General features: G+C 39.7%; 24 protein-coding genes and 1 riboswitch. Of the genes, 17 read left to right on the top strand and 7 right to left on the bottom strand.

Features of this window, described 5'->3' with window-relative positions; translation table 11 throughout:
* Window positions 1–10: 10 nt before the first annotated feature.
* The 6 genes from hfq to KMHG_RS01505 all read left to right on the top strand — a co-directional run bounded on the left by hfq (window position 11) and on the right by KMHG_RS01505 (window position 4815).
* Complete coding sequence (hfq, locus tag KMHG_RS01530) at window positions 11–235, top strand: RNA chaperone Hfq (protein ID WP_010286226.1); 225 nt, start codon at window positions 11–13, stop codon at window positions 233–235.
* A 77-nt stretch (window positions 236–312) separates the two neighbouring features.
* Complete coding sequence (locus tag KMHG_RS01525; RefSeq protein ID WP_010286223.1) at window positions 313–612, top strand: rhodanese-like domain-containing protein; 300 nt, start codon at window positions 313–315, stop codon at window positions 610–612.
* Window positions 613–882: 270 nt separating this feature from the next.
* Window positions 883–2205: a GntP family permease gene (locus KMHG_RS01520; RefSeq protein ID WP_010286222.1), complete on the top strand. Its 1323-nt coding sequence runs from the start codon at window positions 883–885 to the stop codon at window positions 2203–2205.
* Between the two features lie 12 nt (window positions 2206–2217).
* Window positions 2218–3150, top strand: coding sequence for a 3-hydroxyacyl-CoA dehydrogenase family protein (locus KMHG_RS01515; RefSeq protein ID WP_010286220.1), 933 nt, complete (start codon window positions 2218–2220; stop codon window positions 3148–3150).
* Complete coding sequence (locus KMHG_RS01510) at window positions 3147–3905, top strand: 3-hydroxybutyrate dehydrogenase (protein WP_010286219.1); 759 nt, start codon at window positions 3147–3149, stop codon at window positions 3903–3905. The genes KMHG_RS01515 and KMHG_RS01510 overlap by 4 nt, the downstream gene beginning before the upstream one ends.
* Before the next feature lie 10 nt (window positions 3906–3915).
* Window positions 3916–4815, top strand: a complete 900-nt coding sequence (locus KMHG_RS01505; RefSeq protein WP_010286216.1) for a helix-turn-helix domain-containing protein — start codon at window positions 3916–3918, stop codon at window positions 4813–4815.
* 41 nt (window positions 4816–4856) lie between these two features.
* On the opposite strand, the gene KMHG_RS01500 is transcribed toward KMHG_RS01505, so the two are convergent.
* The 3 genes from KMHG_RS01500 to KMHG_RS01490 form a co-directional block, all read right to left on the bottom strand.
* The gene (locus KMHG_RS01500) at window positions 4857–5723 is read right to left on the bottom strand and encodes an SDR family oxidoreductase (RefSeq protein WP_010286214.1); all 867 of its coding nucleotides are present in this window, start codon (window positions 5721–5723) and stop codon (window positions 4857–4859) included.
* 14 nt (window positions 5724–5737) lie between these two features.
* Window positions 5738–7135 (bottom strand): hypothetical protein, encoded by a 1398-nt coding sequence (locus KMHG_RS01495; RefSeq protein ID WP_010286213.1) that lies wholly within the window; start codon window positions 7133–7135, stop codon window positions 5738–5740.
* 74 nt (window positions 7136–7209) lie between these two features.
* Window positions 7210–7812 (bottom strand): trimeric intracellular cation channel family protein, encoded by a 603-nt coding sequence (locus KMHG_RS01490; protein ID WP_010286211.1) that lies wholly within the window; start codon window positions 7810–7812, stop codon window positions 7210–7212.
* A gap of 129 nt (window positions 7813–7941) precedes the next feature.
* Here KMHG_RS01490 and KMHG_RS01485 point away from each other — a divergent pair, with 129 nt between their 5' ends.
* From KMHG_RS01485 to KMHG_RS01460, 6 genes are all read left to right on the top strand, one after another.
* Window positions 7942–9189 (top strand): methionine gamma-lyase family protein, encoded by a 1248-nt coding sequence (locus tag KMHG_RS01485; protein WP_010286210.1) that lies wholly within the window; start codon window positions 7942–7944, stop codon window positions 9187–9189.
* A 157-nt stretch (window positions 9190–9346) separates the two neighbouring features.
* Window positions 9347–9733 (top strand): MerR family transcriptional regulator, encoded by a 387-nt coding sequence (locus KMHG_RS01480; RefSeq protein ID WP_010286207.1) that lies wholly within the window; start codon window positions 9347–9349, stop codon window positions 9731–9733.
* 42 nt (window positions 9734–9775) lie between these two features.
* Window positions 9776–11116: a type I glutamate--ammonia ligase gene (gene glnA / locus KMHG_RS01475; RefSeq protein ID WP_010286206.1), complete on the top strand. Its 1341-nt coding sequence runs from the start codon at window positions 9776–9778 to the stop codon at window positions 11114–11116.
* An 86-nt stretch (window positions 11117–11202) separates the two neighbouring features.
* On the top strand, window positions 11203–11541 hold the full coding sequence (locus KMHG_RS01470; protein WP_010286203.1) for an immunoglobulin-like domain-containing protein: 339 nt from the start codon (window positions 11203–11205) through the stop codon (window positions 11539–11541).
* A 74-nt stretch (window positions 11542–11615) separates the two neighbouring features.
* On the top strand, window positions 11616–13631 hold the full coding sequence (locus tag KMHG_RS01465) for an FRG domain-containing protein (protein ID WP_010286202.1): 2016 nt from the start codon (window positions 11616–11618) through the stop codon (window positions 13629–13631).
* A 12-nt stretch (window positions 13632–13643) separates the two neighbouring features.
* Window positions 13644–14120, top strand: a complete 477-nt coding sequence (locus tag KMHG_RS01460) for a glutathione peroxidase (RefSeq protein WP_010286201.1) — start codon at window positions 13644–13646, stop codon at window positions 14118–14120.
* 22 nt (window positions 14121–14142) lie between these two features.
* Window positions 14143–14331: riboswitch (cobalamin riboswitch) on the top strand.
* 216 nt (window positions 14332–14547) lie between these two features.
* Here KMHG_RS01460 and KMHG_RS01455 read toward each other — a convergent pair.
* The 4 genes from KMHG_RS01455 to lexA form a co-directional block, all read right to left on the bottom strand.
* A complete protein-coding gene (locus tag KMHG_RS01455) occupies window positions 14548–15183 on the bottom strand; it encodes a DUF4309 domain-containing protein (RefSeq protein WP_010286200.1) in 636 nt (211 codons plus the stop codon).
* A gap of 156 nt (window positions 15184–15339) precedes the next feature.
* A complete protein-coding gene (locus tag KMHG_RS01450; protein WP_010286199.1) occupies window positions 15340–17097 on the bottom strand; it encodes a bifunctional metallophosphatase/5'-nucleotidase in 1758 nt (585 codons plus the stop codon).
* 139 nt (window positions 17098–17236) lie between these two features.
* Window positions 17237–18622 carry a branched-chain amino acid transporter BcaP gene (bcaP, locus tag KMHG_RS01445; protein WP_010286198.1) on the bottom strand — a complete coding sequence of 462 codons (1386 nt, stop codon included), beginning with the start codon at window positions 18620–18622 and terminating at the stop codon, window positions 17237–17239.
* Window positions 18623–18814: 192 nt separating this feature from the next.
* Window positions 18815–19435 carry a transcriptional repressor LexA gene (gene lexA, locus KMHG_RS01440; protein WP_010286197.1) on the bottom strand — a complete coding sequence of 207 codons (621 nt, stop codon included), beginning with the start codon at window positions 19433–19435 and terminating at the stop codon, window positions 18815–18817.
* Window positions 19436–19598: 163 nt separating this feature from the next.
* Between lexA and yneA the strand changes: the two genes are divergently transcribed.
* The 5 genes from yneA to KMHG_RS01415 all read left to right on the top strand — a co-directional run bounded on the left by yneA (window position 19599) and on the right by KMHG_RS01415 (window position 23300).
* Window positions 19599–19901, top strand: coding sequence for a cell division suppressor protein YneA (gene yneA / locus KMHG_RS01435; protein WP_010286196.1), 303 nt, complete (start codon window positions 19599–19601; stop codon window positions 19899–19901).
* 71 nt (window positions 19902–19972) lie between these two features.
* Window positions 19973–20218, top strand: coding sequence for a DUF896 domain-containing protein (locus KMHG_RS01430; RefSeq protein ID WP_010286195.1), 246 nt, complete (start codon window positions 19973–19975; stop codon window positions 20216–20218).
* Window positions 20219–20419: 201 nt separating this feature from the next.
* A complete protein-coding gene (tkt, locus tag KMHG_RS01425; RefSeq protein WP_010286194.1) occupies window positions 20420–22414 on the top strand; it encodes a transketolase in 1995 nt (664 codons plus the stop codon).
* A 252-nt stretch (window positions 22415–22666) separates the two neighbouring features.
* On the top strand, window positions 22667–22969 hold the full coding sequence (locus KMHG_RS01420; RefSeq protein ID WP_500683856.1) for a YneF family protein: 303 nt from the start codon (window positions 22667–22669) through the stop codon (window positions 22967–22969).
* A gap of 70 nt (window positions 22970–23039) precedes the next feature.
* The gene (locus KMHG_RS01415; RefSeq protein ID WP_010286192.1) at window positions 23040–23300 is read left to right on the top strand and encodes a YqkE family protein; all 261 of its coding nucleotides are present in this window, start codon (window positions 23040–23042) and stop codon (window positions 23298–23300) included.
* Window positions 23301–23325: the final 25 nt, after the last annotated feature.

Below are 23325 nucleotides of genomic sequence, written 5' to 3'. Positions count from 1 at the left end.
GGGATGCAATGTGACAAAGCCAGCGAATTTACAAGACACATATTTAAATCAGCTGCGTAAAAACGGTGTATATGTAACAGTATTTTTATTAAATGGTTTTCAATTAAAAGGGACGATTCGTTCTTACGATAACTTCACCGTTTTATTGGAATCAGAAGGTAAACAAAACTTAATTTACAAACATGCGATTTCAACATTTGCACCAGCAAAGTCTGTTGAACTAACAGAACAATAAAAAAGAGCCGATTACCTTGCGGGGTATCGGCTTTTTTTGTATAGTTAAAACAAATGAGGCAAAGGGAGAGTTAAATAATGAAAAACATTACAGCAAACGAAGTGTTAGATAAATTTGACGCAAACGAAACGTTAAATGTCATCGACGTACGTGAAGATGCGGAAGTCGCAAATGGTGTTATTCCTGGTGCGATTCACATTCCATTAGGTGAAATTGCTGATCGTAAAGATGAATTAGATAAAGCAACACCTTACATCATCGTATGTCATGCAGGTGGACGTAGCTTCACAGCAGCATCATATTTAGAAAGCGAAGGCTTCGATGTGACAAACATGGAAGGCGGCATGAGCGCTTGGGAAGGCGAATTAGAATTTTAATTCGGCCGGTGAAAGAGGCGACTGTTTAAACGGTCGCCTCTTTTTTGTTGCATAAAAACGACAAATGTGTAGATTTAAATATACAAAAAATAAATATTTAAGAGAAAAAATAAGTATTTTAGAGAAAATATTGCTTTTATTTTCATAATTGTTTAAGATTTCTGTAGTGAAATACATACATATAATGTAAAAGGGTATAGTGCATTAATGCCTGTTGATTGTATGTGTCGTTGTTGCGTAGTTTTATGGGAAGCGAAAGGATGATGACAAATGGGTATGATCGGTATGATTGGTGGGCTCGTATTGCTTATTTATTTAACGGTGAGAGGCGTCAATTTATTGATCTCGGCACCGCTGACGGCGATTTTTGTTGCATTACTCAACAAAATTCCCTTATTTCCACAGTTGACAGCTAACGAAGGAGACCCCAATTTTTTAACGAACTATATGGATGGCTTTACGGGTTTTGTTAGCTCGTGGTACTTAATGTTTTTAGCAGGTGCGATTTTCGGGAAAGTAATGGAAGATAGCGGGGCAGCAGATGCTGTCGCTAAGTGGGTCGTTGAAAAATTAGGCGTCAAAAAAGCGATTTTAGCAGTCGTTGCAGCTTGTGCAATTTTAACGTATGGCGGTGTGAGCTTATTCGTTGTTGCCTTTTCAGTTTATCCGATGGCGGTCAGCTTATTTAGAGAAGGCCATTATCCACGTCGTTTTATTCCAGCAACGATTGCACTCGGTTCTGTCACATTTACGATGACGTCAGCTGGTTCTCCAGAAATTCAAAACTGGATTCCGATTGAGTATTTAAATACGACACCGTACGCTGGCTGGGAAGTAAGTATCATCATTGCAGTATTTATGGCGATTAGTGGTTACTACTGGTTAAAGTATTTAATTCGAAAAGCTGTAGCGAATGGTGAAACGTTTACACATCGTGATACAGATCCAGTCGTTGATGCGTCGCGCAAATTACCGAGTCCCATGTTAAGTATGATTCCGCTTGTTGTCGTGTTAGCATTGTCGCTTTTATTGCACGATGCATTAGGAACGTCGGCACTTATCATTGCATTGACGAGTGGTGTCGTTGCGACATTTTTAGTGAACTGGAAATACTTCCAAAACATTAGTGAAGCAATATCAGAAGGCACACTTGGGGCTATTATTGCCATTGCGAATACAGCAGCTGTTGTTGGTTTCGGTGGTGTCGTTAAAGCAACCGAATCGTTTCAAACAGCGGTCGATGCAATGACGAGTATTCCAGGAAGCCCTCTTATCGGTGGTGCGATTGCCGTTGCCATCATTGCAGGTTTAACGGGCTCTTCATCTGGTGGTCAAACGATTGCATTGCCATTATTAGCGCCACATTATTTAGATATGGGCGTTAACGCAGAAGCATTACACAGAACGGTCGCGATTTCATCAGGTTCATTAGATACGTTGCCCCAAGGTGGGTATGTCGTGACAACGATTCGCTCGATTGCGAAAGAATCGTATAAGGACGCGTATCCAGCAATGGCAGCGATGACCGTCGTCATTCCGATTGTCGGTGTGATTTTAGCAATTATTTTATTCTCGTTCGGTATCGGCATTTAAGGAGGAACAACAATGGAGAACATAGCAGTAGTTGGAACAGGTACGATGGGGCATTCGATTGCGCTGTGCGTCGCGTGGGCCGGACAGCCGGTCATCTTATATGGATTGTCTGATGACGAATTGCGTATCGCCAAAAGCGGGATTGAAGAAAAGGCACAATTGCTCGTAGAAGAAGGCCTTGCCACGTCTGTAAGCGCGATTACAGCACATATTTCGTATACGTATCATTTAAAAGAGGCCGTAGAAGCAGCAACATTGATCGTCGAAGCAATTCCAGAAACGTTAACATTGAAACATGAACTATACGCAGAACTAGAGACGATGATTGCGGCGGATACGATTATCGCTAGCAACACGTCAGGGCTGAAGCCGACTGATTTAGCAATCAATAGTCAGCGACCAGAACGATTCATCGTGACGCACTTTTGGAATCCAGCGCATTTAATACCACTCGTCGAAATTGTACCTGGTGCGCAAACTTCTTTAGATGTTATTGAACGTGTACAAACATGGTTAGCGACCATTCAAAAAAAGGCAATCGTTGTAAAACGTGAAGTGCCTGGATTTATTGGCAATCGCCTTCAATTTGCATTATTACGAGAAGCACAAGCGCTATTTGAAGCGGGTGTCGCTACGAAAGAAGATATCGACGCGGCAGTGACATATAGTATCGGAAGACGATTACCTGTAACAGGGCCACTTTTGAGTGCAGACCTCGGCGGACTAGATGTGTATGAATCTATTTCAAGTTATTTATATCCAGATTTATCGACGATGACAGAAAGTGCGTCGATGAAACAGCGTCAAGCAGCTGGACATATTGGGTTGCGTTCAAAGGAAGGTTATTATACGTTTCAAGAACCATTTACATCAGAAGTGTTACGAGCGCGTGAAAAAACGCTTATCCACTTTTTAAAATTGGACCAAGGAGGAATCAATCAATGAGTAAAGTTGTGATGATTACAGGGGGCGCACAAGGTATTGGTTTATCTATTGCGCAAACGTTTTATGAAGCAGGGGACCGCGTCGTATTAGTCGATTTAAATGAAGGAGTCACAGATGTGGCACGTGAACTCGGTGAGCGCGCATTAGGCATCGTGTGTGACGTAACAGACGAGACGCAAATTGAAAAGACTGTGCAACAAACGATCGATCATTTCGGTTCGGTAGATGTTTTAATTAACAATGCCGGCTTACAATATGTGTCGAAAATAGAAGACTTTCCGACAGAAAAGTTTCAACTTTTAACGAATGTGATGCTCGTTGCACCGTTCGTTTTTATGAAACACGTATTACCGCATATGAAAAAACAGCAATTCGGTCGTATTTTAAATATGGCATCGGTCAACGGCTTAATTGGTTTTGCGGGAAAAGCTGCGTATAATTCGGCAAAACATGGCGTCATCGGTTTAACGAAAGTAGCCGCATTAGAATCTGCAGAAGATGGTATTACGGTTAATGCGATTTGCCCAGGTTATGTAGATACAGCACTCGTTCGTAATCAATTCGATGATTTAGCGAAAACACGTGGCATTACACGTGAACAAGTTTTAGAAGATGTATTGTATCCACTGATTCCACAAAAACGTCTAATTGATGTGCGTGAAATTGCAGATGTGGCCTTTTTCTTAGCATCTGAAAGTGCAAAAGGAATTACAGGGCAAGCCATCGTTTTAGACGGAGGATATACAGCGCAGTAGGAGGGCTTCTATGAATATTCAATGGGTCGATTACATGCAACCACTATCATACAAAGTGCCACATACGTTTACGTTGCAACAAGTGGCCCGTTATTTAGCAGCGCATGACCGATCCGCTGTCGTCGTAATGAAAGGATCCGATGTTATAGGCGTTGTTGAACAAAAACAAATTATTGCCCATATTGACCAATTGCATGTGAGTGTCGCTGAAGTAATGTCGCCCATTCAAGCTCGAGCGCTTTCGGAACTATCTATTTTTCAACAACTGCCAGTACTCGTTCATAACCAGCGTCAGCAATTGCTCGGTATGTTAACAACGGAAGCACAACAGCTCGTTATGCAAGATTTTTTAGGGCGCTATGCTGTTGAACAACATGCTTTTCAAACGACGTTAGCACATGCATATGAAGGAATTGTCGTCGTCAATACAGATGGCATCATTATTGAATTTAATGAGGCGTACAGTCGGTTTACCGGTGTACCACGAGAACGTGCTATTGGCAGTCATGTAACCGAAATTATCGAAAATACGCATATGCATGTCGTCATTCGGACAGGTATTGCAGAGCGCAATCAACAGCAAATCATTAACGGGCAAGAAATGACGGTTCATCGTATTCCACTCATACATGATGGAATTGTTGTCGGCGGTATTGGCTTTTTAATGTTTGAAGAAATTACGAAAATTTATCGCGTGTACGATCAAATGCATCAAAACAATTTAATGCAACATACGCAGCAAATGAAAGATGTATTGCATACACATGAGCGCGATTTTATTATTCAAACGTTGAAAGAATGCGGAGGTAATAAAGCGAAAGCGGCGAAGGTACTCGGTATTCACCGAACGACGCTCTATCAAAAACTGCGTAAATTAAATATTCATCAGGACGATTCATCGTTTAAATAGTCCATAAAAAAAGGCATCGAAGAAAGATGCCTTTTTTCGTGCTATGAATGCATAACGGTACCGCCATTGACATGAATACATTGGCCGGTCATGTAGCTACCGCGATTCGATGCGAGTAAGACGTAGGCACCGACTAGTTCTTCAGGCTGACCGGGACGTCCTAGTGCGGCATCTTGACCGAATGATTTGACTTGTTCTTCATTAAATGTCGCAGGAATAAGTGGTGTCCAAATAGGCCCTGGTGCGACCATGTTCACACGAATTTGTTGGTCAGCTAAATTTTGTGCGAGACTACGAACGAAGCCGACAATCGCACCTTTTGTAGCCGTATAATCGATTAAAATCGAATGCCCTTTATAAGCGTTCACAGACGTTGTGCAAATAATATTATCGCCGCGTTTCAAATGTGGGAGTGCAGCTTTCGTTAAATAAAATATTGCATCTATGTTCGTTGCGAACGTTTTATGCCATTGTTCAGGTGTAATATCTAAAAAGTGTTTTACAGGGTATTGAACAGCTGCATTATTCACAACGATATTAATTTCACCGAATGATTCGATGGCTTTCGTGACGATTAAACTAGCAACGTTCGGATCTGTTAAATCACCAGGTACGAGCAATGCGTCAACGCCTTGTTCTCGGACAAATGTGGCCACTTCTTCAGCTTCGCGTTGTTCTTCTTCTAAGTAATTTAAGACGATATGCGCGCCCTCGCAAGCAAACGCCATCGCGACAGCACGACCGATGCCGGAATCTCCACCAGTAATAATTGCTACTTTACCTTTTAATTGTTCTGCCCCTTTATAGTCGAACGGTTGCGTTGGGAGAGGGGTCATTTCACGTTCAATCCCTGGTTGGGTACTTTGCGTTTGTCGAGGTGCTTGCTTCATATATTGATTTGCTGACATAAAATCCCTCCATATTATTTGATCGCATTTCTACGTTTTCGTTGTTGATGTTTCATGCGTAAAACGATTAAGAACTGTTGTAGCGTAAAGAACACAACAGCGACAATGCTTAGCATCGTAATGACGAATACGAACCATTCTAAAAATGAATATTCGCTAAACATTGACAGCGATAAACCATCTTTCCAATCTTCAATAATTAAGTTCATCCCGAATGCCCCTGACAAGACCGTTGACATTGTTAAGAAGAACAATAAATCATTTTGTTTCATATCGGCGATTTGTTCTTGAATCGTAAATAGATGATTGAGCGCACTCATCGCTTCCTCATACACACGCTGCAAATCTAATGACTTTCGCAATAATGTTGAAATATCAATTTCCTCAGATTGTGTAGACGTTTCATAAAAATAATAATGGGCTTCGAAAATTGTCATATTTTTCACGAGTTCTCGTACGTATCCTTTATCTTTTTGCCATTCTAAATGCGCGTAATCATTCGAAAAGCGAAGCAACGTCATTTTTAAGAAATAATGATAAAAAATTTGATAAAAAAGTGGCCCATTGAAATAACGTTTCATTTGTTGCCACGTTTGGTCGCCTTCTTGAAATGTTGTGACCATCGTGCCGATATCGTCATTTTGAATATAGCGAACATATGGGGCGTATCGTTTAAATTCGTGTGCTTCTAAATAGCGTTCGATGTAGTCATTTGAAATATAATTCGCCATCGTCATATTTTTAATGGAAGAGCCTTCTCCTTCGTTAAGTAAAAAAAGTGTACGGTCATCGACATCGTCATTCGTTGTGATGAAATGAGATGCGAGTAATAAACGGTCTTGGAAGTTCTCAAAACTGCGCGTAAAGCTCGTTTCTGTCTTTTTAATTTGGAAAGCAGGTAAGTGGTGTAATAAAACGTCGTTAAAATAGGTGACGAGTGAATGATACGAACGGTCATCGAATTGGAAAACGTGTTCACCGTGGAAATCTCGAATCGCTTTCATTAATGCTTTTGTCTGTTTAAATGTTGCATCTTCACTATGTTTCACATGAATAATGAAAAAAGCAATTTGAAACGGGCAAATAAACCATTCAATCGATGTAATGAGAAAAGGAGAGGATTGGTCATCATTTAATAGCTGCCCTTGTGTAGTAATCGGTTTAAAAAATCGTTTAAAGCCATCGTCATATTGTTTACTAAACAATTGTCCTTCAATGTAAGGCATAAAATATTGCTTTAACTGTTCGATATCGTCTTTTAACTGATCACCGTAATCGACGAGTGTCGCGGTACGGTCGTTGTAAAATTGATAACCGTGTTGTTCTAAGTTTTCAAACAGCTCACGAGCTTCGATGCCTTTCGTGCTAATTGGTAATGAAAATGTTGAATAGGCATGCGCTACTTCTGCCATATCATCCCTCCTCTATAAATAGAGTTCCCAACACGATTGTTTTTAAACAAAAAAACACGCCCTTAAAGGACGTGTTAAGCGCGTAACGTTTTAAATGGTAAACGCCAACGACGGACGTAAGATAGTACACGAAGTGCCGTCATGACGACAAATAATATATAAAGACCGATATCATCGGTAATCCATTGTAATCCAACGATCATCCCGATTAAAATTGCCCACGCAGCATATACTTCATCACGTAAGACAGTCGGTTTTCGACTTGCTAATAAATCACGAACAATCCCGCCGCCAGCACCTGTTAAGACTGCTGCAACGATAGCTGCACTAATCGGTAAATTTAGTTTCACCGCAAATAATGCACCTTGAATCGCGAAAGCCGCTAAACCGATCGCATCGAAAAAGTTACCCCATAGTGGCCAATGTTTTAATAAATGCCTTGGAAATAAAAACGTTAACGTAATCGAAATAAGTGCAATTTGGAAAAACATTTCTTGCTCCCATAAGGCAGATACAGGGACGCCAATGAGCAAGTTACGAATCGCCCCACCGCCAAATGCTGTCACGACACCGAGTAAATAGACACCAAAAATATCATATTCCTCTTCCATAGCAACGATTGCGCCCGAAACAGCAAATGCGATCGTGCCGAAAATGCTTAACACTTCCCATGCCAAGACGATTTCACCTCTTTCATATAATCTTAAGAATTGTATCAAAAACGTCTTCTTTTTTCACGAAGTTTGTTTGTCCTTTTTTGAAGTATGATAAGATGAAGTAGAATTTATAAAAAGGAGTGAGAATGGATGCCATTCCAATCACCATTAACAGCTGAAACGCTGCAATTAGCAAAAGAAATCGAACAACAAGTTCGTCCTCAATTTGACATTATTGAAGAAAATGCATTTTATAATCAACAAAAAGTATTAGCGGCGTTCCGCAATAACCATGTAAGTGAAAATCATTTTAACGGTACGACAGGTTACGGTTATGATGATGAAGGACGCGATAATTTAGAACGCGTTTACGCAGAAGTATTCGGTGCAGAAGCAGCGCTTGTGCGTCAACAAATTATTTCTGGTACCCATGCGATTACATTATCATTGTTCGGCGTATTACGTCCTGGCGATGAGTTGATGTACATTACAGGCAAACCGTACGATACATTACAATCCATTGTCGATGGTGGCGATAAAGATACAGGTTCTTTAAAAGACTGGGGTATTTCTTATCAACATATCGATTTAAATGAGCAAAATAAAGTCGATTTCGAAGCGGTTGAAAGAGCGATTTCTGAAAAAACAAAAGTCGTAGCGATTCAACGTTCAAAAGGGTATGCAACACGCCCATCATTTACAATTGATGAAGTGGCCGAGATGATTCAAAAAGTACGTGCGATGAAAGAAGATGTTATCATTTTCGTCGATAACTGTTACGGCGAATTCGTCGATCGTGTTGAACCGATTGAATTAGGTGCGGACTTAATGGCAGGCTCATTAATTAAAAACCCAGGTGGCGGTCTAGCAAAAGTCGGTGGTTATATTGCGGGTCGCGCAGATTTAGTCGAAAAATGTGCTTTCCGTATGACGACGCCAGGAATCGGTGCAGAAGCAGGTCCATCATTAAATACGTTAACAGATATGTATCAAGGTTTCTTCTTATCACCACACGTCGTGTCACAAGCATTAAAAGGTGCAGTATTTACAGCTGCAATTTTAGAGCGTGAAGGAATGATTCCAGAGCCACGCTTTGATGCGAAACGTACGGATTTGATTCAATCAATATCATTCAAAACACCAGCGCAAATGATCGAATTTTGCCAAGTCGTACAACGTAACTCACCGGTTAATGCACAATTTGCGCCAGAGCCATCACTATTACCTGGTTACACAGATGAAGTTATTATGGCAGCGGGTACGTTTGTACAAGGTGCAAGTATGGAATTTTCAGCAGATGGTCCAATTCGTGCGCCGTATACAGTTTATATGCAAGGTGGATTAACATACGAGCACGTCAAAACAGCTATTTTAAGCGCTGTGCAACAAATGAAATAAGCATGAAAAAAAGCATCCTTTTTTTGGATGCTTTTTTTATCTATAGAAAAAGTAGATAGAATTGTTCGAAAAATCGTATGTTACTTTTCCTTACATGGTGTTGACACTAAAGCTAACATGGAGTAAACTAGGTTTTGTGAAAGGTTAGGTGAGCGATATGAGTCGAGAGATTAGACGCTCCATGCCACTATTACCAATCAGTATAGTGATGCAATTAACGGATTTAACAGCACGTCAAATTCGTTATTATGAGGAGCATGAATTAATCGAGCCTGCCAGAACTGAAGGCAATCGCCGCATGTTTTCACTAAATGATGTTGATGCATTGTTAGAGATTAAAGATCTACTCGACCAAGGTATCAATATGGCAGGTATTAAAAAAGTTTTTGCACTAAAGAACGAACCTGTAGTAGCGAATCAACAAAAGAAAGACATAACCGATGCGGACTTGCGCCGTATCCTTCGCGAAGAAATGCAGCAAGCACAAACGATGCAACGCACTTCGCTCAGACAAGGTGACTTATCTCGTTTCTTTAGACGATAAAGAACGAGTATTATATTAAATACTTATTAGGAGCTGATTTTCATGGGTAAATACACAAAAGACGATATTCGTAAGTTAGTAGAAGAGAAAGAAGTAAAATTCATCCGTCTACAATTCACAGACATTTTAGGTACAATCAAAAACGTTGAGATTCCAGTATCTCAATTAGAAAAAGCATTAGACAACAAAATGATGTTTGATGGTTCTTCAATCGAAGGTTTCGTACGTATCGAAGAATCAGACATGTACTTATATCCAGACCTTGATACATTCATCGTATTCCCTTGGACAACTGGTAAAGGTACTGTTTGTCGTTTCATCTGTGACGTATACAAAGCAGACGGTACACCATTCGAAGGTGACCCACGTAACAACTTACGCCGCATCTTAAAACGTATGGAAAAAATGGGCTTCACAGACTTCAACCTAGGACCTGAACCAGAGTTCTTCTTATTCAAACTTGATGAAAAAGGCGAACCAACTTTAGAATTAAATGACCACGGTGGTTACTTCGATTTAGCACCAACTGACCTTGGTGAAAACTGCCGTCGCGATATCGTTTTAGAACTTGAAGAAATGGGCTTTGAAATCGAAGCTTCTCACCATGAAGTAGCTCCTGGTCAACACGAAATTGACTTCAAATATGCAGATGCAATCACAGCATGTGATAACATCCAAACATTTAAATTAGTTGTTAAAACAATCGCTCGTAAACACGGCCTGCACGCAACATTCATGGCGAAACCATTATTCGGTGTGAACGGTTCTGGTATGCACATGAACGTATCATTATTCAAAAATGGTGTGAACGCATTCTATGATGAAGCTGCTACTGAAAACATGCAGTTATCAGAAACAGCAATGCAATTCATGGCAGGTGTTCTAGACCACGTAAAAGGTTTCACTGCGATCACAAACCCAACAGTAAACTCTTACAAACGTTTAGTACCTGGCTACGAAGCACCTTGCTACATCGCTTGGTCTGGTCAAAACCGTTCACCATTAATCCGTGTACCAGCTTCACGTGGTTTATCAACTCGTATCGAAGTACGTTCAGTTGACCCAACTGCAAACCCATACTTAGCAATGGCTGTTATTCTTGAATCAGGCCTTAGCGGTATCGAACGACAATCAACACCACCAACTGCTGTAGACCGCAATATCTACGTAATGAACGCAGAAGAACGCGCTGAAGCAGGTATCGGTAACTTACCAACAGACTTAAACGACGCTTTAAAAGAACTTGCAGCGGATAAAGTAATCCAAGATGCACTTGGTTCACACATCTATGCAAACTTCAAAGAAGCGAAAGAAATCGAGTTCGACATGTTCCGTACGAACGTACATCCATGGGAACGTGAACAATACTTAAAAATGTACTAAGAATTAGTATGTTTGAAAGGCACTGCCATTATTGGTAGTGCCTTTTTTGTATTGGTATACTATAAAAAATGGAAGGAGTGGTCGTAATGGATATACGTCAAGAAGAAATCAGCATGCCGAATGATGTGATACTGACAGTGAAAGATGTGACGACGACAACGATGACATTACAAATTGAAAATCGTACGAATGAACAACTCGTATACGGTATGGAATATGAATTGCAAAGCGACCGAGATGGACAGTGGCAAGCAGTGAACGATCGACCAATTGCTGTCATATTAATTGCGAAAATGTTACCGCCGAAAGGGTTTGTTGAGGAACAACTTGACTGGGCTCATACGTATGGACCACTTCGACGAGGAACGTACCGCCTTGTAAAACGGATTGGACCCTATACTGCTACAGTACAATTTTGCATTTAACGATTGCGAAAGACTTTCGCAACACGATGACATCTATAACGTTATATAATAGATCAGTAAGGGGGACGTTCTAGATGAATACAGAAAAATATTTTGAACATATTGGTGGATTTATTGATGTAAATGATTACGTTTGTGTAGATGATTATTTGCGCACACATGATTTAGATCAAGCATCTATCGAAGAAATGAAGCGTTGGATTCAATCGCGTTTTACGAAAAGCGGCGAAAATATGAGCAGTTTATATTTCGAGCGCTTATTGGAAGCAGTTACGCTCATTAAAGATGACTACGATCAATATTTATATCAACGCGATGAAAAACGCCAACATATTTCAGACGTCAATACGAAACAACGTGCATTATTTGCAACGTATACGGAAAAGCGTCAAGAATATGCGGCATTATCAACATCTATTGCAAAGCAACAGCTTATATTAGAGCGTATGCAAGAACGATTGATGCAGCGTTTTAAACTAGAAGTCAATGAATATACGAAATTAGATGATCAACAATTATTGAATGAAGAAATTGAAATTAAAGCATTACAAGATCGACTAGAGGCTTTACGCCGTAAACGTTCATCCCTGAACCGGAAAATTAACGATATTTCGAAAAGTATCCGTAATTTAAAGTCACGTTTAATTGAGTTGGATCGTGATTTAAATATATTTGAACAAGAAAACCGCACATTAAAAAGTCATTTCTTGCAACGACTGAAGAAAGTATTTCAATTTATTATTTTCCGCACGCGCACGTATCATAATAAATTGTATATGTATAACGCGTTAATGTATCAACTTGATTTTATTGAAGATGAATCCGCATTTAATAAAATGCTCATTTATCAGCACCGTAAACAGCGTCAATACGATGGTCGTCTTCGTCATGAAGAGGCGAATGAGGCACAACTAAAAGCATATCGTAAAGAGTCAGAATGGATTTTGACGCATTTAGGAGAATTCGAATCGAGTCATACATTGCGCAACATTTTAGATAGTGATGACGATCAAAATGAAATTTTCGTGAAGCTTCAACACATTACACCATTTTATAGTCGATTGTTCGATGAATCGCGTCAATACGATGAATATGAAGAAGATGAATATCATTTTATGTACCGGGGGCATAGCGATTCGAATTATAGTTTAGCGCCGAGTATTTACCGGAAGCAAAAATGGCTGGAGTCAGAAGATAAAATGTATCGGGACTTACATATTAAATGTTCCGAAGAATTGTCTCAATATGACCGAGGTTTAGAAGTGTTAGCGTCGATGCAACATTATTCGTTGCCGACGCGATTGCTCGATTTAACGAGTAGTCCACTCATTGCGTTATTTTTTGCGACGGAGCTAGAACCTGAAATGGACGGCGAATTTTTAGTGTTTGCAGAAGAAGAACGTGGTATAGAATATTACGATAGCGACAAGGCGGAGATGTTATCAACGTTACCGTTGTTATCGTATAGCGATAAAAACAAAATTAAAGTCCATGCGATTAAATGTATTTTATCTAGCTTAAACAAAGTCATCGACGACTTTTTAGTAAATGGCATGAGCGCAAAGCGCAAAAGTGTGCTCGCCGTACGCGATACGATGATTGAAGATTTCAATAGTCACGAAGCCGTTCAAAAGCTCGTGCATGAAATGAGTAAAAAAGGTGTGACGTATACGTCGGATATCAACCCGATGGATATGCTCGACATTTTAGTCGTACGCCCGATTCAAAACAATACACGAATCGTTCGCCAACACGGTGCATTTATTATTAATGGATTACTTGAACGAAATGAATGCGAACGTAAAATTGAAGAAATTCGCTATCGTACGTCTCATGAAAATGAAGATGTCAATTCGATTGAAGCTTTTTTAGCAGTGTATGAGGAAGAGCTTGATCCGCGCATTATTGATATGCTTAGCGTATTATTAGAAGAGGCGAAGAACGGTTTAAAAATGCGCTACATTTTACCGTCATACATTAAAGCCGATTTACAAGAATGGCTCGATGTCATTGAAATTAATGAATCGACGATTTATCCAGACTACGAACGTGTCGCAAGTTACTTAAAACGTACCGTTCTATCTAAATAGGGAGGAAATGACATGTCTAATTTATACGATTACAGTGCAACACTTGAAAATGGGGAACAATATTCACTTGAGAAATATAAAGGTGATGTCGTATTGATTGTCAATACAGCAACGAAATGTGGCTTTACACCGCAATTCGATGGCCTTGAAAAGTTGTATCAACAATATAAAGATCAAGGTTTTACAGTATTAGGATTTCCATCTAATCAGTTCAAGCAAGAGCTTTCTTCAGGGAAAGAAGCGGCAGAAGCATGTCGTTTAAATTATGGCGTGACGTTCCCGATGCACGAAGTTGTTGACGTCAATGGCGATAGTGCTGCACCAGTATTTAAATACGTCACTTCAGAAGCAAAAGGATTTTTAGGTAGTGAAAGTGTCAAATGGAACTTTACGAAGTTTTTAGTCGATCGTAATGGGCAAGTCGTTGAACGCTTTGCGCCAAAAGATAAGCCAGAATCATTAAAAAAATCGATTGAAAAATTATTATAATATTGTTACAATTGATTATGTAATATGATATGCAGCATACGGTGTGAGTTCATATAGATGGACTTACTTAAAAGGGAAGCCTGTGAGAGTCAGGCGCTGTCCCGCAACTGTAAATGTCGGTTGATCTTGCATAGCCACTGCTTGTGAAAGTGGGAAGGGCGAGGCAACGAGAGGCATGAGCCAGGAGACCTGCCGTACGCAAAAGCATCTAAATTACCTACGAGGATAGGGAGATGTTGGCTACAGAAATTTTGTAGACGACAGCTGTGGACTAACAGCTGTTTTTTTAACTTTATGGTGAGAGATAAAGATAAATAACTCTCTATACTCCGACGCTTGAACCCCTTCAAAACATTTTAGAACTCCCCAAATTCTAAATAACGTTCAAGCAAAAAAAGGAACTGTGCAAATGCGCAGTTCCTTTTTCTTATTGCTTCGAATCATCAAAATTTGGTGTGTAAACTGAAACGTGATGAAGCATATTTTTTTGACGATTGCCTGTGAAACGTAAATCGTAAGCACCGACTTTGTACGTCCACGTATGGTCAGGTCCTTTCGTCAATATATTGACGGGTTTTCCAAATAACTGTTCAATCGTTTTAAATGAAATGCTTGATAATGGTGTATGACCATCATCAGCAACGAATGTCCGTAAATCATATAAAATGTGACCACGCCCGATACCAAGACCATAAGCAATGTGCTCAGATTGTTTCGCGCGATATTGTACAAAGTTTGCAGTATTTAAAAAAGATAAGTTTGGTTCGCCCCATTGATTTTTAATGTCACTATATGTCGTTTGACCGACTGTGAATGGCACATTTGGCAGCTGACCTTTTTTCGCCGCAGCGTAAATCGCATTCAATACCGCTTGTGGATCAGTGATTGTTGCCTCTGACGAAGTTTTCGCATGTGTGCTAGAAGCCGTTGCGGGAGCCTTCGTTGTCGTCGCGTCTTCTGTTGATACAATTTCTGTCGACGTAGAAGTCGTGCGATCATTACTACAACCTTGTAATGCCAATATAGCAATTGTAGCAGGCACGATGAATTTGGCTAATTTCATTGCAAAGCCTCCTAGGTAAATTCGGTAATCATACCGACCTTTATTATAGCAAAACTTCGCAGAAACAAAATGTTAATTTTTTGCACAATCGGTATTTCGGTTAAATATGTTTCATTTAACAAAAAAAGACACCTCTATTGAGATGTCTTCGTTTGCTTAATTGTTGATATATGTGTTACGTGATGTATATTGATCGGTAATAGTTTTTTGTTCTTTTAAATAGTCAATGAAAGCGTCTGTATCGATCCCGACAATCGCATCGTTTTGTAGCTTTTTAAACGTGTTGAAATTGTCACCGCCACCTTGTAAAAAGTCATTTAAAATGACGCTATACGTAGCAGAAGATTTTATTTTTTTCGTACTTGTTTCATCCCCAACAAAAACGTCAATGACACCTTTGTCATTGTACGTATAATGTAAGCCAGCTACTTCTAAACCGCGGCCGCCACTAAATTGCTCGTTCAGCACAGCTTTAATTTGTTTACCTGTTAATGTGCCGATGTGTAAGAAGTTAGAAAATGGCTGTACTTTTTGTGCAGCTTCCCACGTAATGACTTGTTTGCCATTTTGCATAGTCGCAATTAAATCATCACGCACACCACCTGAGTTTGTAAAGGCAAAGTCGACAGGGCTACCGACTTTTTGTGCTAACGCTTTTTGTGAATCAGCTACGAGATTCCCAACCGGTGTACCACCAATTGATTTTGTTGGACGTTGGCTTGAAAGGGTAGCGGTATTCATCGTTGCAATTTTCGCACGTGTCACCGTCCCTGTTAATTGTGCAGCATTTTTAACGATGCTATCTACTTTTTTCGCTACGCTATTTTTATTGATTTGTGAACTTGTGCGTGTGTAGTTATATTTGACCGTTGCAGTTGGTGTTTTCACGAAGTCTTTCGTTTTCGTATTAATTGTCCCTGTTGCAACGTTGTATGATTTCCCGTAGTCCAATGACTCAACGACACGGATATTATTTTTGCCGTAAACTGCATTCGCAAATGTATGACTATGTCCACCGAAAATCATATCGACTGAATGATTTGGCGCAATTTTATCAAGTTGATCGATAATCGTTGTGACAGAACCTGATAATTGTGCTTTTTCTGATGTACCTTGCGTTTCAATCGTTGCTTGTTTATTGCCTGTATTTTCAGCTCCTGCATGTGCAAGAACGACGATTGCTTTCACACCTTTTTTGCGTAATACTTTATCGTATTTCGCAATCGCTTTTGCTGGATTTGTAATGTCGATGTTTTTCATATGTTGACGCATAATGAGTTGTTCTACGTATGGATCGACAATGCCGATGAATCCGACTTTCACACCATTAATCGTTTTAATTTCATACGGTTTAAAACCGTTAACGATTTTTTTCGTTTTTTTATTAATGACGTTTGCACCTAATGTAACGGCTTTACTTTTTTCGATATTATAGTGATTTACAAGATCATAGTTTGGCGTATCATATGTCGGTTTTTTACCTTGAATGACGCGTAGAAATTCATCTAAACCTTCATTCAATTCATGGTTACCGACAACGCCGATTTTAAAGTTCATCGCATTTAATACTGAAATGGTTGGATGATCTTGAAGCAAACCAGAAATAGCAGGACGACCACCGAAAACGTCACCTGTATGTACGGAGATTGAATTCGTATTCGTTGACGCTAATTTGTGTTGTTTAGCAAATTGGCTTTTTTCTGTTGATAAATTGTAAGCAAGTGATGACATACCGCCAATCGTCTTACTTGCTGGATTTTGATATGTACTATCAATATAACCATTTAAGTCATTAATCCCTAAAATTTGAATTGGGACATTTTTTGCAGTTGTTTTCGCTTCTGCTGTTTGTGACGTCGCACATAATAGGGCTGCAGTCGCAGTTAAGGAAACGAATAATTTAGACTGGAACATTAGATAGTCCTCCTAGACATAAGTAATTTGTGTTATATCCTCATTATAATGTAAAAAAATAACTGTAAAAATTAGGATTTTTTCCTCAAGGACTTTAGAAGCATAAAAAAGGAAACCAGATGAATGGTTTCCTTGTCATTTACTGATTAAGAGAACTATGTTTACGTCCATATAAGAAGTAAATGATAATACCGATGACAATCCAAATCGCTGCAGCAATCCACGTATATGGCGTTAATTGTGTAATTAAGAAAATACATAATATGAATGAAATGATTGGTACGATCGGGAAGAATGGGACTTTAAAGCGATCTTTTGGTAAGTCTTTACGTTTGCGTAAAAATAATACGCCGAGTGATACAACTGTGAATGCTAATAATGTCCCCATATTGACGAGGGCAGCTAGCTGATCTAACGGAATAAAGCCTGCGCAGATGGCAATAATCACTGCTGTAATCCATGTATTTTTTACAGGTGTATGGTGTTTTTCATCAATGTCACTCATTACTTTCGGCAATAAGCCGTCACGTGCAAATGAGTAGCTTAAACGTGTTGAACCGTACAACATAACTAAAATAACAGTTGTCATGCCAACGATAGCACCAAGTGAAATAAAGCCTGATACCCAATCAAGATGAACGATTGACATCGCGAAGCTGACAGGGTTGCCAACATTTAAATCTGTATATGGCACCATTCCTGTTAGTACGAGTGATACGAGTACGTATAACACCGTACAAATCGCAAGTGAACCGATAATACCAAGAGGCATATTACGCTGAGGTTTTTTCACTTCTTCTGCAGCTGACGATACAGCATCGAAGCCGAGGAAAGCGAAAAATACTAAAGCTGCGCCAGATAAGACACCGCTAAAGCCAAATGGTGTAAATGGTGCCCAGTTATCAGGTTTTACGTAAAATGCACCGACGATAATAAATAGTAATACGACACCTACTTTGATGAAAACCATGATCGTATTTAAACGAGCAGATTCTTTCACCCCTTTTGTTAACATCATCGCAATTAAGAAAATGATAATGATGGCAGGTAAATTAATATACGTGCCGGCGTCTAGATTAAAGGAACCTGTTAGTACTTTCGGTAAATGAATATTAAAGCCTTCTAAAAATGATACGAAGTAAGCCGACCAACCCGTCGATACGGCTGCAACAGCTAAGCCATATTCTAATACGAGTGACCAACCGATAAGCCAAGCGATGAATTCACCGAATACAACATATGAGTACGTATAAGCACTACCTGTTACTGGAATGGCAGAGGCGAATTCGGAGTAACACATCGCAGCGAAGGCGCAAACGATGGCTGCAATAATAAATGAAAAAACGATCCCAGGGCCAGCGTGTTCAGCTGCTATCGTACCAGGCAAAATAAAAATACCTGTACCGACAATCGCACCGACACCTAGAAGCATTAAGTCGAAGGCGCCTAACGTTTGCGTTAGCTGGCCTTGATCATGTGCTTTAAAAGCCGCAATTGATTTTTTGCGGAATAATGAATTTGTCATATAATTTTACACTCTATTCTTTTAATTATATAAAAATTCTAAACATTAAAGACATAACCGTCAATTTGTTTGTCGAAATATTGGTGAGAATTGTCGAAAGTCACAAAAAAACTTTCGCAATTCAGCGCTTTTATGCATTGAAGTGTTAAATTAAAAAAGAAGCAGCAACCATATAGGCGCTGCTTGTCGCTTTTACATAACGTTACGATATAAACCGACGACTTTACCGAGTACCGACACTTGATCGACGATGATCGGTTGCATCGTTGCATTTTCTGGTTGTAAGCGGAAATGATGTGCTTCTTTATAGAAACGTTTCACCGTTGCTTCATTTTCCTTTGTCATCGCAACGACGATATCACCGTTATCAGCTGTTGATTGTTGTTTGACGATGACATAATCACCATTTAGAATACCAGCTTCAATCATCGAGTCACCCATAATTTCTAACATAAAAATATGGTCGTCACTCGTACCGTAAGAAGAAGGGATTGGGAAATATTCTTCAATATTTTCAATCGCTGTAATTGGCATACCCGCTGTTACTTTCCCAACAAGTGGTACATGCATGACGGCATGTTTTGAGACGCGATCTTCTAACGGATCTAACACTTCAATGGCACGAGGTTTCGTCGGATCTCGACGGATTAAGCCTTTACTTTCAAGTCTAGCTAAATGTCCGTGGACTGTAGAGCTTGAAGCAAGACCTACTGCTTCACCGATTTCGCGGACTGAAGGTGGATAACCTTTCGAACGAACTTCCGCTTTAATAAAAGCTAAAATATCTTCTTGTCGTTTCGACACTTTCTTCATTTAATTTCACCTCACCTATTCTACCCTTAATTTATTGTAGAGTATAACAAATGCGAACAAACAATGCAAACGTAAGTTCGAGAAATTGCGTTGACACGAATGTATGTTCGTATTAGAATAGGGACATATACTCCGAACATACATTCGAAAGGGTGATAAACGAATGCAATGGCTCAAGCATAATGGACTTATGCTCTCATTAATGATGTTATTTCTTTATAGTGTATTTGCCATCACAGTTGCGTGGATGACGCCACAACCGATGAGTACGATCGAAGTAAAAGAAGGCGATACACTTTGGACATTAGCAGAACAATATAAAGGAACGATGGCGAGAGATGAATGGATTGCAACTGTAAAGCGTCACAATCAACTCTCAAGAGACTTATTGTTTGTGGGCGATCAATTAAATGTGCCAGCCGCGTCCACAACCGATGAAAAAATACGGGTTGTAACGAATAAATAAAGGCGAAATACTTGCGTTTAATCAAGATTTTGCATACCTTTGTAATAGAGAGTTATGAAGGGAAGACAAATATGTTATCACAAGCAAAAATTAAACGTATTAACGAATTAGCGAAAAAGAAAAAAGCGGGCACTTTAACACAAGAAGAAGCAAAAGAACAATCTGCACTTCGTCAAGAATATTTACAAGCATTCCGCGGCAACATGCGTCGTACAATTGAAAATGTACGCGTAATGGACCCAGACGGTAATGATGTAACACCAGATAAGTTAAAACAAGTGCAAGAAATTAAAGCGCGCATGAACCGCTTAAACTAGTAAAACAGCAGACGTTGTCGGACGTCTGCTGTTTTTTAATGGTTGAAAAGAAAGTTTTTAGATGAAAAGTTATTTGAAAATTGAAATATTTTTTCGTAGCGCTTACATTAAGTTGAAAAATCATTGTATTCTCGGAGATTATTGACTAGACTGTAGGTAGTACAAATATTTTGCTTATGTAGAAAGGATGTCTATATTACAATGACGCAACAAGCAGATCAGTTAGCAATTAATACGATTCGTACTTTATCAATCGATGCGATTGAAAAAGCAAACTCAGGTCACCCTGGTTTACCAATGGGGGCTGCTCCAATGGCTTACACGCTTTGGACAAAACAAATGCAACACAATCCAAAAAATCCTACTTGGTTTAACCGCGATCGTTTCGTTTTATCAGCAGGTCATGGCTCTATGCTTCTTTATAGCCTACTGCATTTAGGTGGTTACGGTCTTGAAATGGAAGAAATTAAAAACTTCCGTCAATGGGGCTCTAAAACACCTGGTCACCCAGAATTCCGTCACACAGCTGGCGTAGAAGCAACGACTGGTCCACTAGGCCAAGGGATCTCTATGGCTGTCGGTATGGCAATGGCAGAAGCGCATTTAGCAGCTACTTACAACAAGCCAAACTACAATGTAGTCGATCACTACACATTCACATTATGTGGCGATGGTGACTTAATGGAAGGTGTTTCAGCAGAAGCAGCTTCACTAGCAGGTCACTTAGGTCTAGAAAAACTGATCGTATTATACGATAGTAACGACATCTCATTAGATGGTGATTTAAACAAATCATTCTCTGATGACACTGCAGCACGCTTCAAAGCATACAACTGGAACTACATTTTAGTAGAAGACGGTACAGATGTAGAAGCTATTAACACTGCAATCGAACAAGCAAAAGCACATAAAGGTCAACCAACTTTAATTGAAATCAAAACGGTTATTGGCTTCGGCTCACCAAATAAATCTGGTAAATCAGATTCTCACGGCGCTCCACTAGGTAAAGATGAAGTGTTATTAACAAAACAAGCGTACGCATGGGAAGGTGAAGATTTCTTCGTGCCAGAAGAAGTTTACAAAACATTCAATGATGCAGCACAAGTACACGGTACAGACGCTGAAAACGCTTGGAATGAATTATTCGAGGGCTACAAAGCTGAATTCCCTGAACTTGCGACACAACTTGAAAATGCCATCGCTGGTAAATTACCAGAAAACTTCGATGCAGATTTCCCTGTGTACGAAGCTGGTAAATCAGTTGCAACGCGTTCTTCTTCAGGTGAAGTAATCAATGCGATTGCAAAAGCTGTGCCATCATTCTTCGGTGGTTCTGCTGACCTTGCAGGTTCTAACAAAACGACAATCAAAGGTGCAGGTGACTTCTCTAAAGCAACACCAGAAGGCCGCAACATTTGGTTCGGTGTACGTGAATTCGCAATGGGTGCAGCACTTAACGGTATGGCACTACACGGTGGTTTAAATGTATTCGGCGGTACGTTCTTCGTATTCTCTGACTACGTACGTCCAGCAGTACGTTTATCAGCACTTATGGGCTTACCAGTAACATACGTGTTCACACATGATTCAATTGCTGTCGGTGAAGATGGTCCAACACATGAACCAATAGAGCACTTAGCAGCATTACGTGCAATGCCAAACTTATCTGTTATTCGTCCAGCAGATGCAAACGAATCAGCAGCAGCTTGGAAACTTGCATTAGAATCAGAAACAACACCAACTGCATTAGTCCTTTCTCGTCAAAACTTACCAGTACTTGACGTTGCAAAAGAAGACGTATACGCAGGCGTTGCAAAAGGTGCTTACGTTGTCGCAGCATCTACAAAAGAAACACCAGATGTTATTTTAATCGCAACTGGTTCTGAAGTAGGCTTAGCTGTAGAAGCGAAAGCAGCATTAGCAACAGAAGGTATCGACGCACAAGTCGTTTCTATGCCAGATATGGCACGTTTCGATAAACAAGATGCAGCGTATAAAGAATCTGTTTTACCAAAAGCTGTTACAAAACGTTTAGCAATCGAAATGGCTGCATCATTCGGTTGGCATAAATACGTTGGCTTCGAAGGCGACGTTCTTGCAATTGACACATTCGGTGCTTCAGCGCCTGGTAACAAAGTCATTGAAGAATACGGCTTCACAGTTGAAAACGTAGTAGCAAAAGTAAAAGCGCTATAATCGTACAATCCTTGCTCATAAAAGAGGCTGGGACATAAGTGTAAAAACACCATCTCAAATGAGCATAAAAAAACCGGGATCGCGCTGTGGCGCGGTTCCGGTTTTTTGTTGCGAACGCTAAAAAATGAAAATGAAATGTTTTGTCCCAGCCTCTTTTTGTTTTCGAATTCATTTTCTGACAAAAAGAAGAAAATGGACGGATTGCATCGGTGGAAATAAATCAAAAGGTAGTAACGACGCGTGTTTTATTGTATAATGACCTTCGGAGAGATTTATCTCGTTATGCGAAATAGAGGAGGAAACAGCGTGAATACAGCATTAGCTATCATTCTAATCATTGTGGCCCTTATTGTGGGTGCTGTTGGCGGTTTCTTTATGGCTCGTCAATACATGATGAAATACCTTAAAGAAAATCCACCAGTCAATGAAGATATGCTTCGTATGATGATGACTCAAATGGGTCGTAAACCATCTGAAAAACAAGTACGTCAAGTAATGGCTCAAATGAACAAAGCAACAGATCAACAACTGAGCAAAAAAAATAAAAAGAAATAATAAAACAGCTACCTAACACCTCGAGCGATTGAGACGTTGCGGTAGCTATTTTTATAGGAGGCTGTTTTACATGGCTAAAAAACAACAACGTCAAGCACAAGCTGGTAAGCAAAAGCAAAATGACGATACATTAACATTGGCAGATCAATTAGGCGGCGACTTATTAGCGCAACTAAAAAATACAAAAAAAGAGTTAGAAGATCAAGAAGCAGCGAAAAAACAAGCAGCAAAAGAACGCGCTGCAAAAGAGAAAAAACAACGTGAGAAAAATATGTCTTTCGCTGAGTTATTAGATGAATATGGTTTTGGCGATACAGGTTCAAAAAAATAATAGCAAAAGGAGCACTGCAAATAGC

This window comes from Kurthia massiliensis (genome assembly GCF_000285555.1).
GTDB lineage: Bacteria > Bacillota > Bacilli > Bacillales_A > Planococcaceae > Kurthia > Kurthia massiliensis.
This window is presented reverse-complemented; position numbering and strand designations above follow the sequence as displayed.

What these genes read in the sequence shown, in the direction of transcription:
- tkt (WP_010286194.1), top strand. Translation starts at nt 20,420, where the DNA reads ATGACGCAACAAGCAGATCAGTTAGCAATTAATACGATTCGTACTTTA.
- KMHG_RS01505 (WP_010286216.1), top strand. Translation starts at nt 3,916, where the DNA reads ATGAATATTCAATGGGTCGATTACATGCAACCACTATCATACAAAGTG.
- glnA (WP_010286206.1), top strand. Translation starts at nt 9,776, where the DNA reads ATGGGTAAATACACAAAAGACGATATTCGTAAGTTAGTAGAAGAGAAA.
- KMHG_RS01455 (WP_010286200.1), bottom strand. Translation starts at nt 15,183, where the DNA reads ATGAAATTAGCCAAATTCATCGTGCCTGCTACAATTGCTATATTGGCA.
- yneA (WP_010286196.1), top strand. Translation starts at nt 19,599, where the DNA reads ATGCAATGGCTCAAGCATAATGGACTTATGCTCTCATTAATGATGTTA.
- KMHG_RS01515 (WP_010286220.1), top strand. Translation starts at nt 2,218, where the DNA reads ATGGAGAACATAGCAGTAGTTGGAACAGGTACGATGGGGCATTCGATT.
- KMHG_RS01470 (WP_010286203.1), top strand. Translation starts at nt 11,203, where the DNA reads ATGGATATACGTCAAGAAGAAATCAGCATGCCGAATGATGTGATACTG.
- KMHG_RS01480 (WP_010286207.1), top strand. Translation starts at nt 9,347, where the DNA reads ATGAGTCGAGAGATTAGACGCTCCATGCCACTATTACCAATCAGTATA.
- bcaP (WP_010286198.1), bottom strand. Translation starts at nt 18,622, where the DNA reads ATGACAAATTCATTATTCCGCAAAAAATCAATTGCGGCTTTTAAAGCA.
- KMHG_RS01450 (WP_010286199.1), bottom strand. Translation starts at nt 17,097, where the DNA reads ATGTTCCAGTCTAAATTATTCGTTTCCTTAACTGCGACTGCAGCCCTA.
- KMHG_RS01415 (WP_010286192.1), top strand. Translation starts at nt 23,040, where the DNA reads ATGGCTAAAAAACAACAACGTCAAGCACAAGCTGGTAAGCAAAAGCAA.
- KMHG_RS01495 (WP_010286213.1), bottom strand. Translation starts at nt 7,135, where the DNA reads ATGGCAGAAGTAGCGCATGCCTATTCAACATTTTCATTACCAATTAGC.
- KMHG_RS01465 (WP_010286202.1), top strand. Translation starts at nt 11,616, where the DNA reads ATGAATACAGAAAAATATTTTGAACATATTGGTGGATTTATTGATGTA.
- lexA (WP_010286197.1), bottom strand. Translation starts at nt 19,435, where the DNA reads ATGAAGAAAGTGTCGAAACGACAAGAAGATATTTTAGCTTTTATTAAA.
- KMHG_RS01485 (WP_010286210.1), top strand. Translation starts at nt 7,942, where the DNA reads ATGCCATTCCAATCACCATTAACAGCTGAAACGCTGCAATTAGCAAAA.
- KMHG_RS01520 (WP_010286222.1), top strand. Translation starts at nt 883, where the DNA reads ATGGGTATGATCGGTATGATTGGTGGGCTCGTATTGCTTATTTATTTA.
- KMHG_RS01500 (WP_010286214.1), bottom strand. Translation starts at nt 5,723, where the DNA reads ATGTCAGCAAATCAATATATGAAGCAAGCACCTCGACAAACGCAAAGT.
- KMHG_RS01510 (WP_010286219.1), top strand. Translation starts at nt 3,147, where the DNA reads ATGAGTAAAGTTGTGATGATTACAGGGGGCGCACAAGGTATTGGTTTA.
- KMHG_RS01460 (WP_010286201.1), top strand. Translation starts at nt 13,644, where the DNA reads ATGTCTAATTTATACGATTACAGTGCAACACTTGAAAATGGGGAACAA.
- KMHG_RS01430 (WP_010286195.1), top strand. Translation starts at nt 19,973, where the DNA reads ATGTTATCACAAGCAAAAATTAAACGTATTAACGAATTAGCGAAAAAG.
- KMHG_RS01525 (WP_010286223.1), top strand. Translation starts at nt 313, where the DNA reads ATGAAAAACATTACAGCAAACGAAGTGTTAGATAAATTTGACGCAAAC.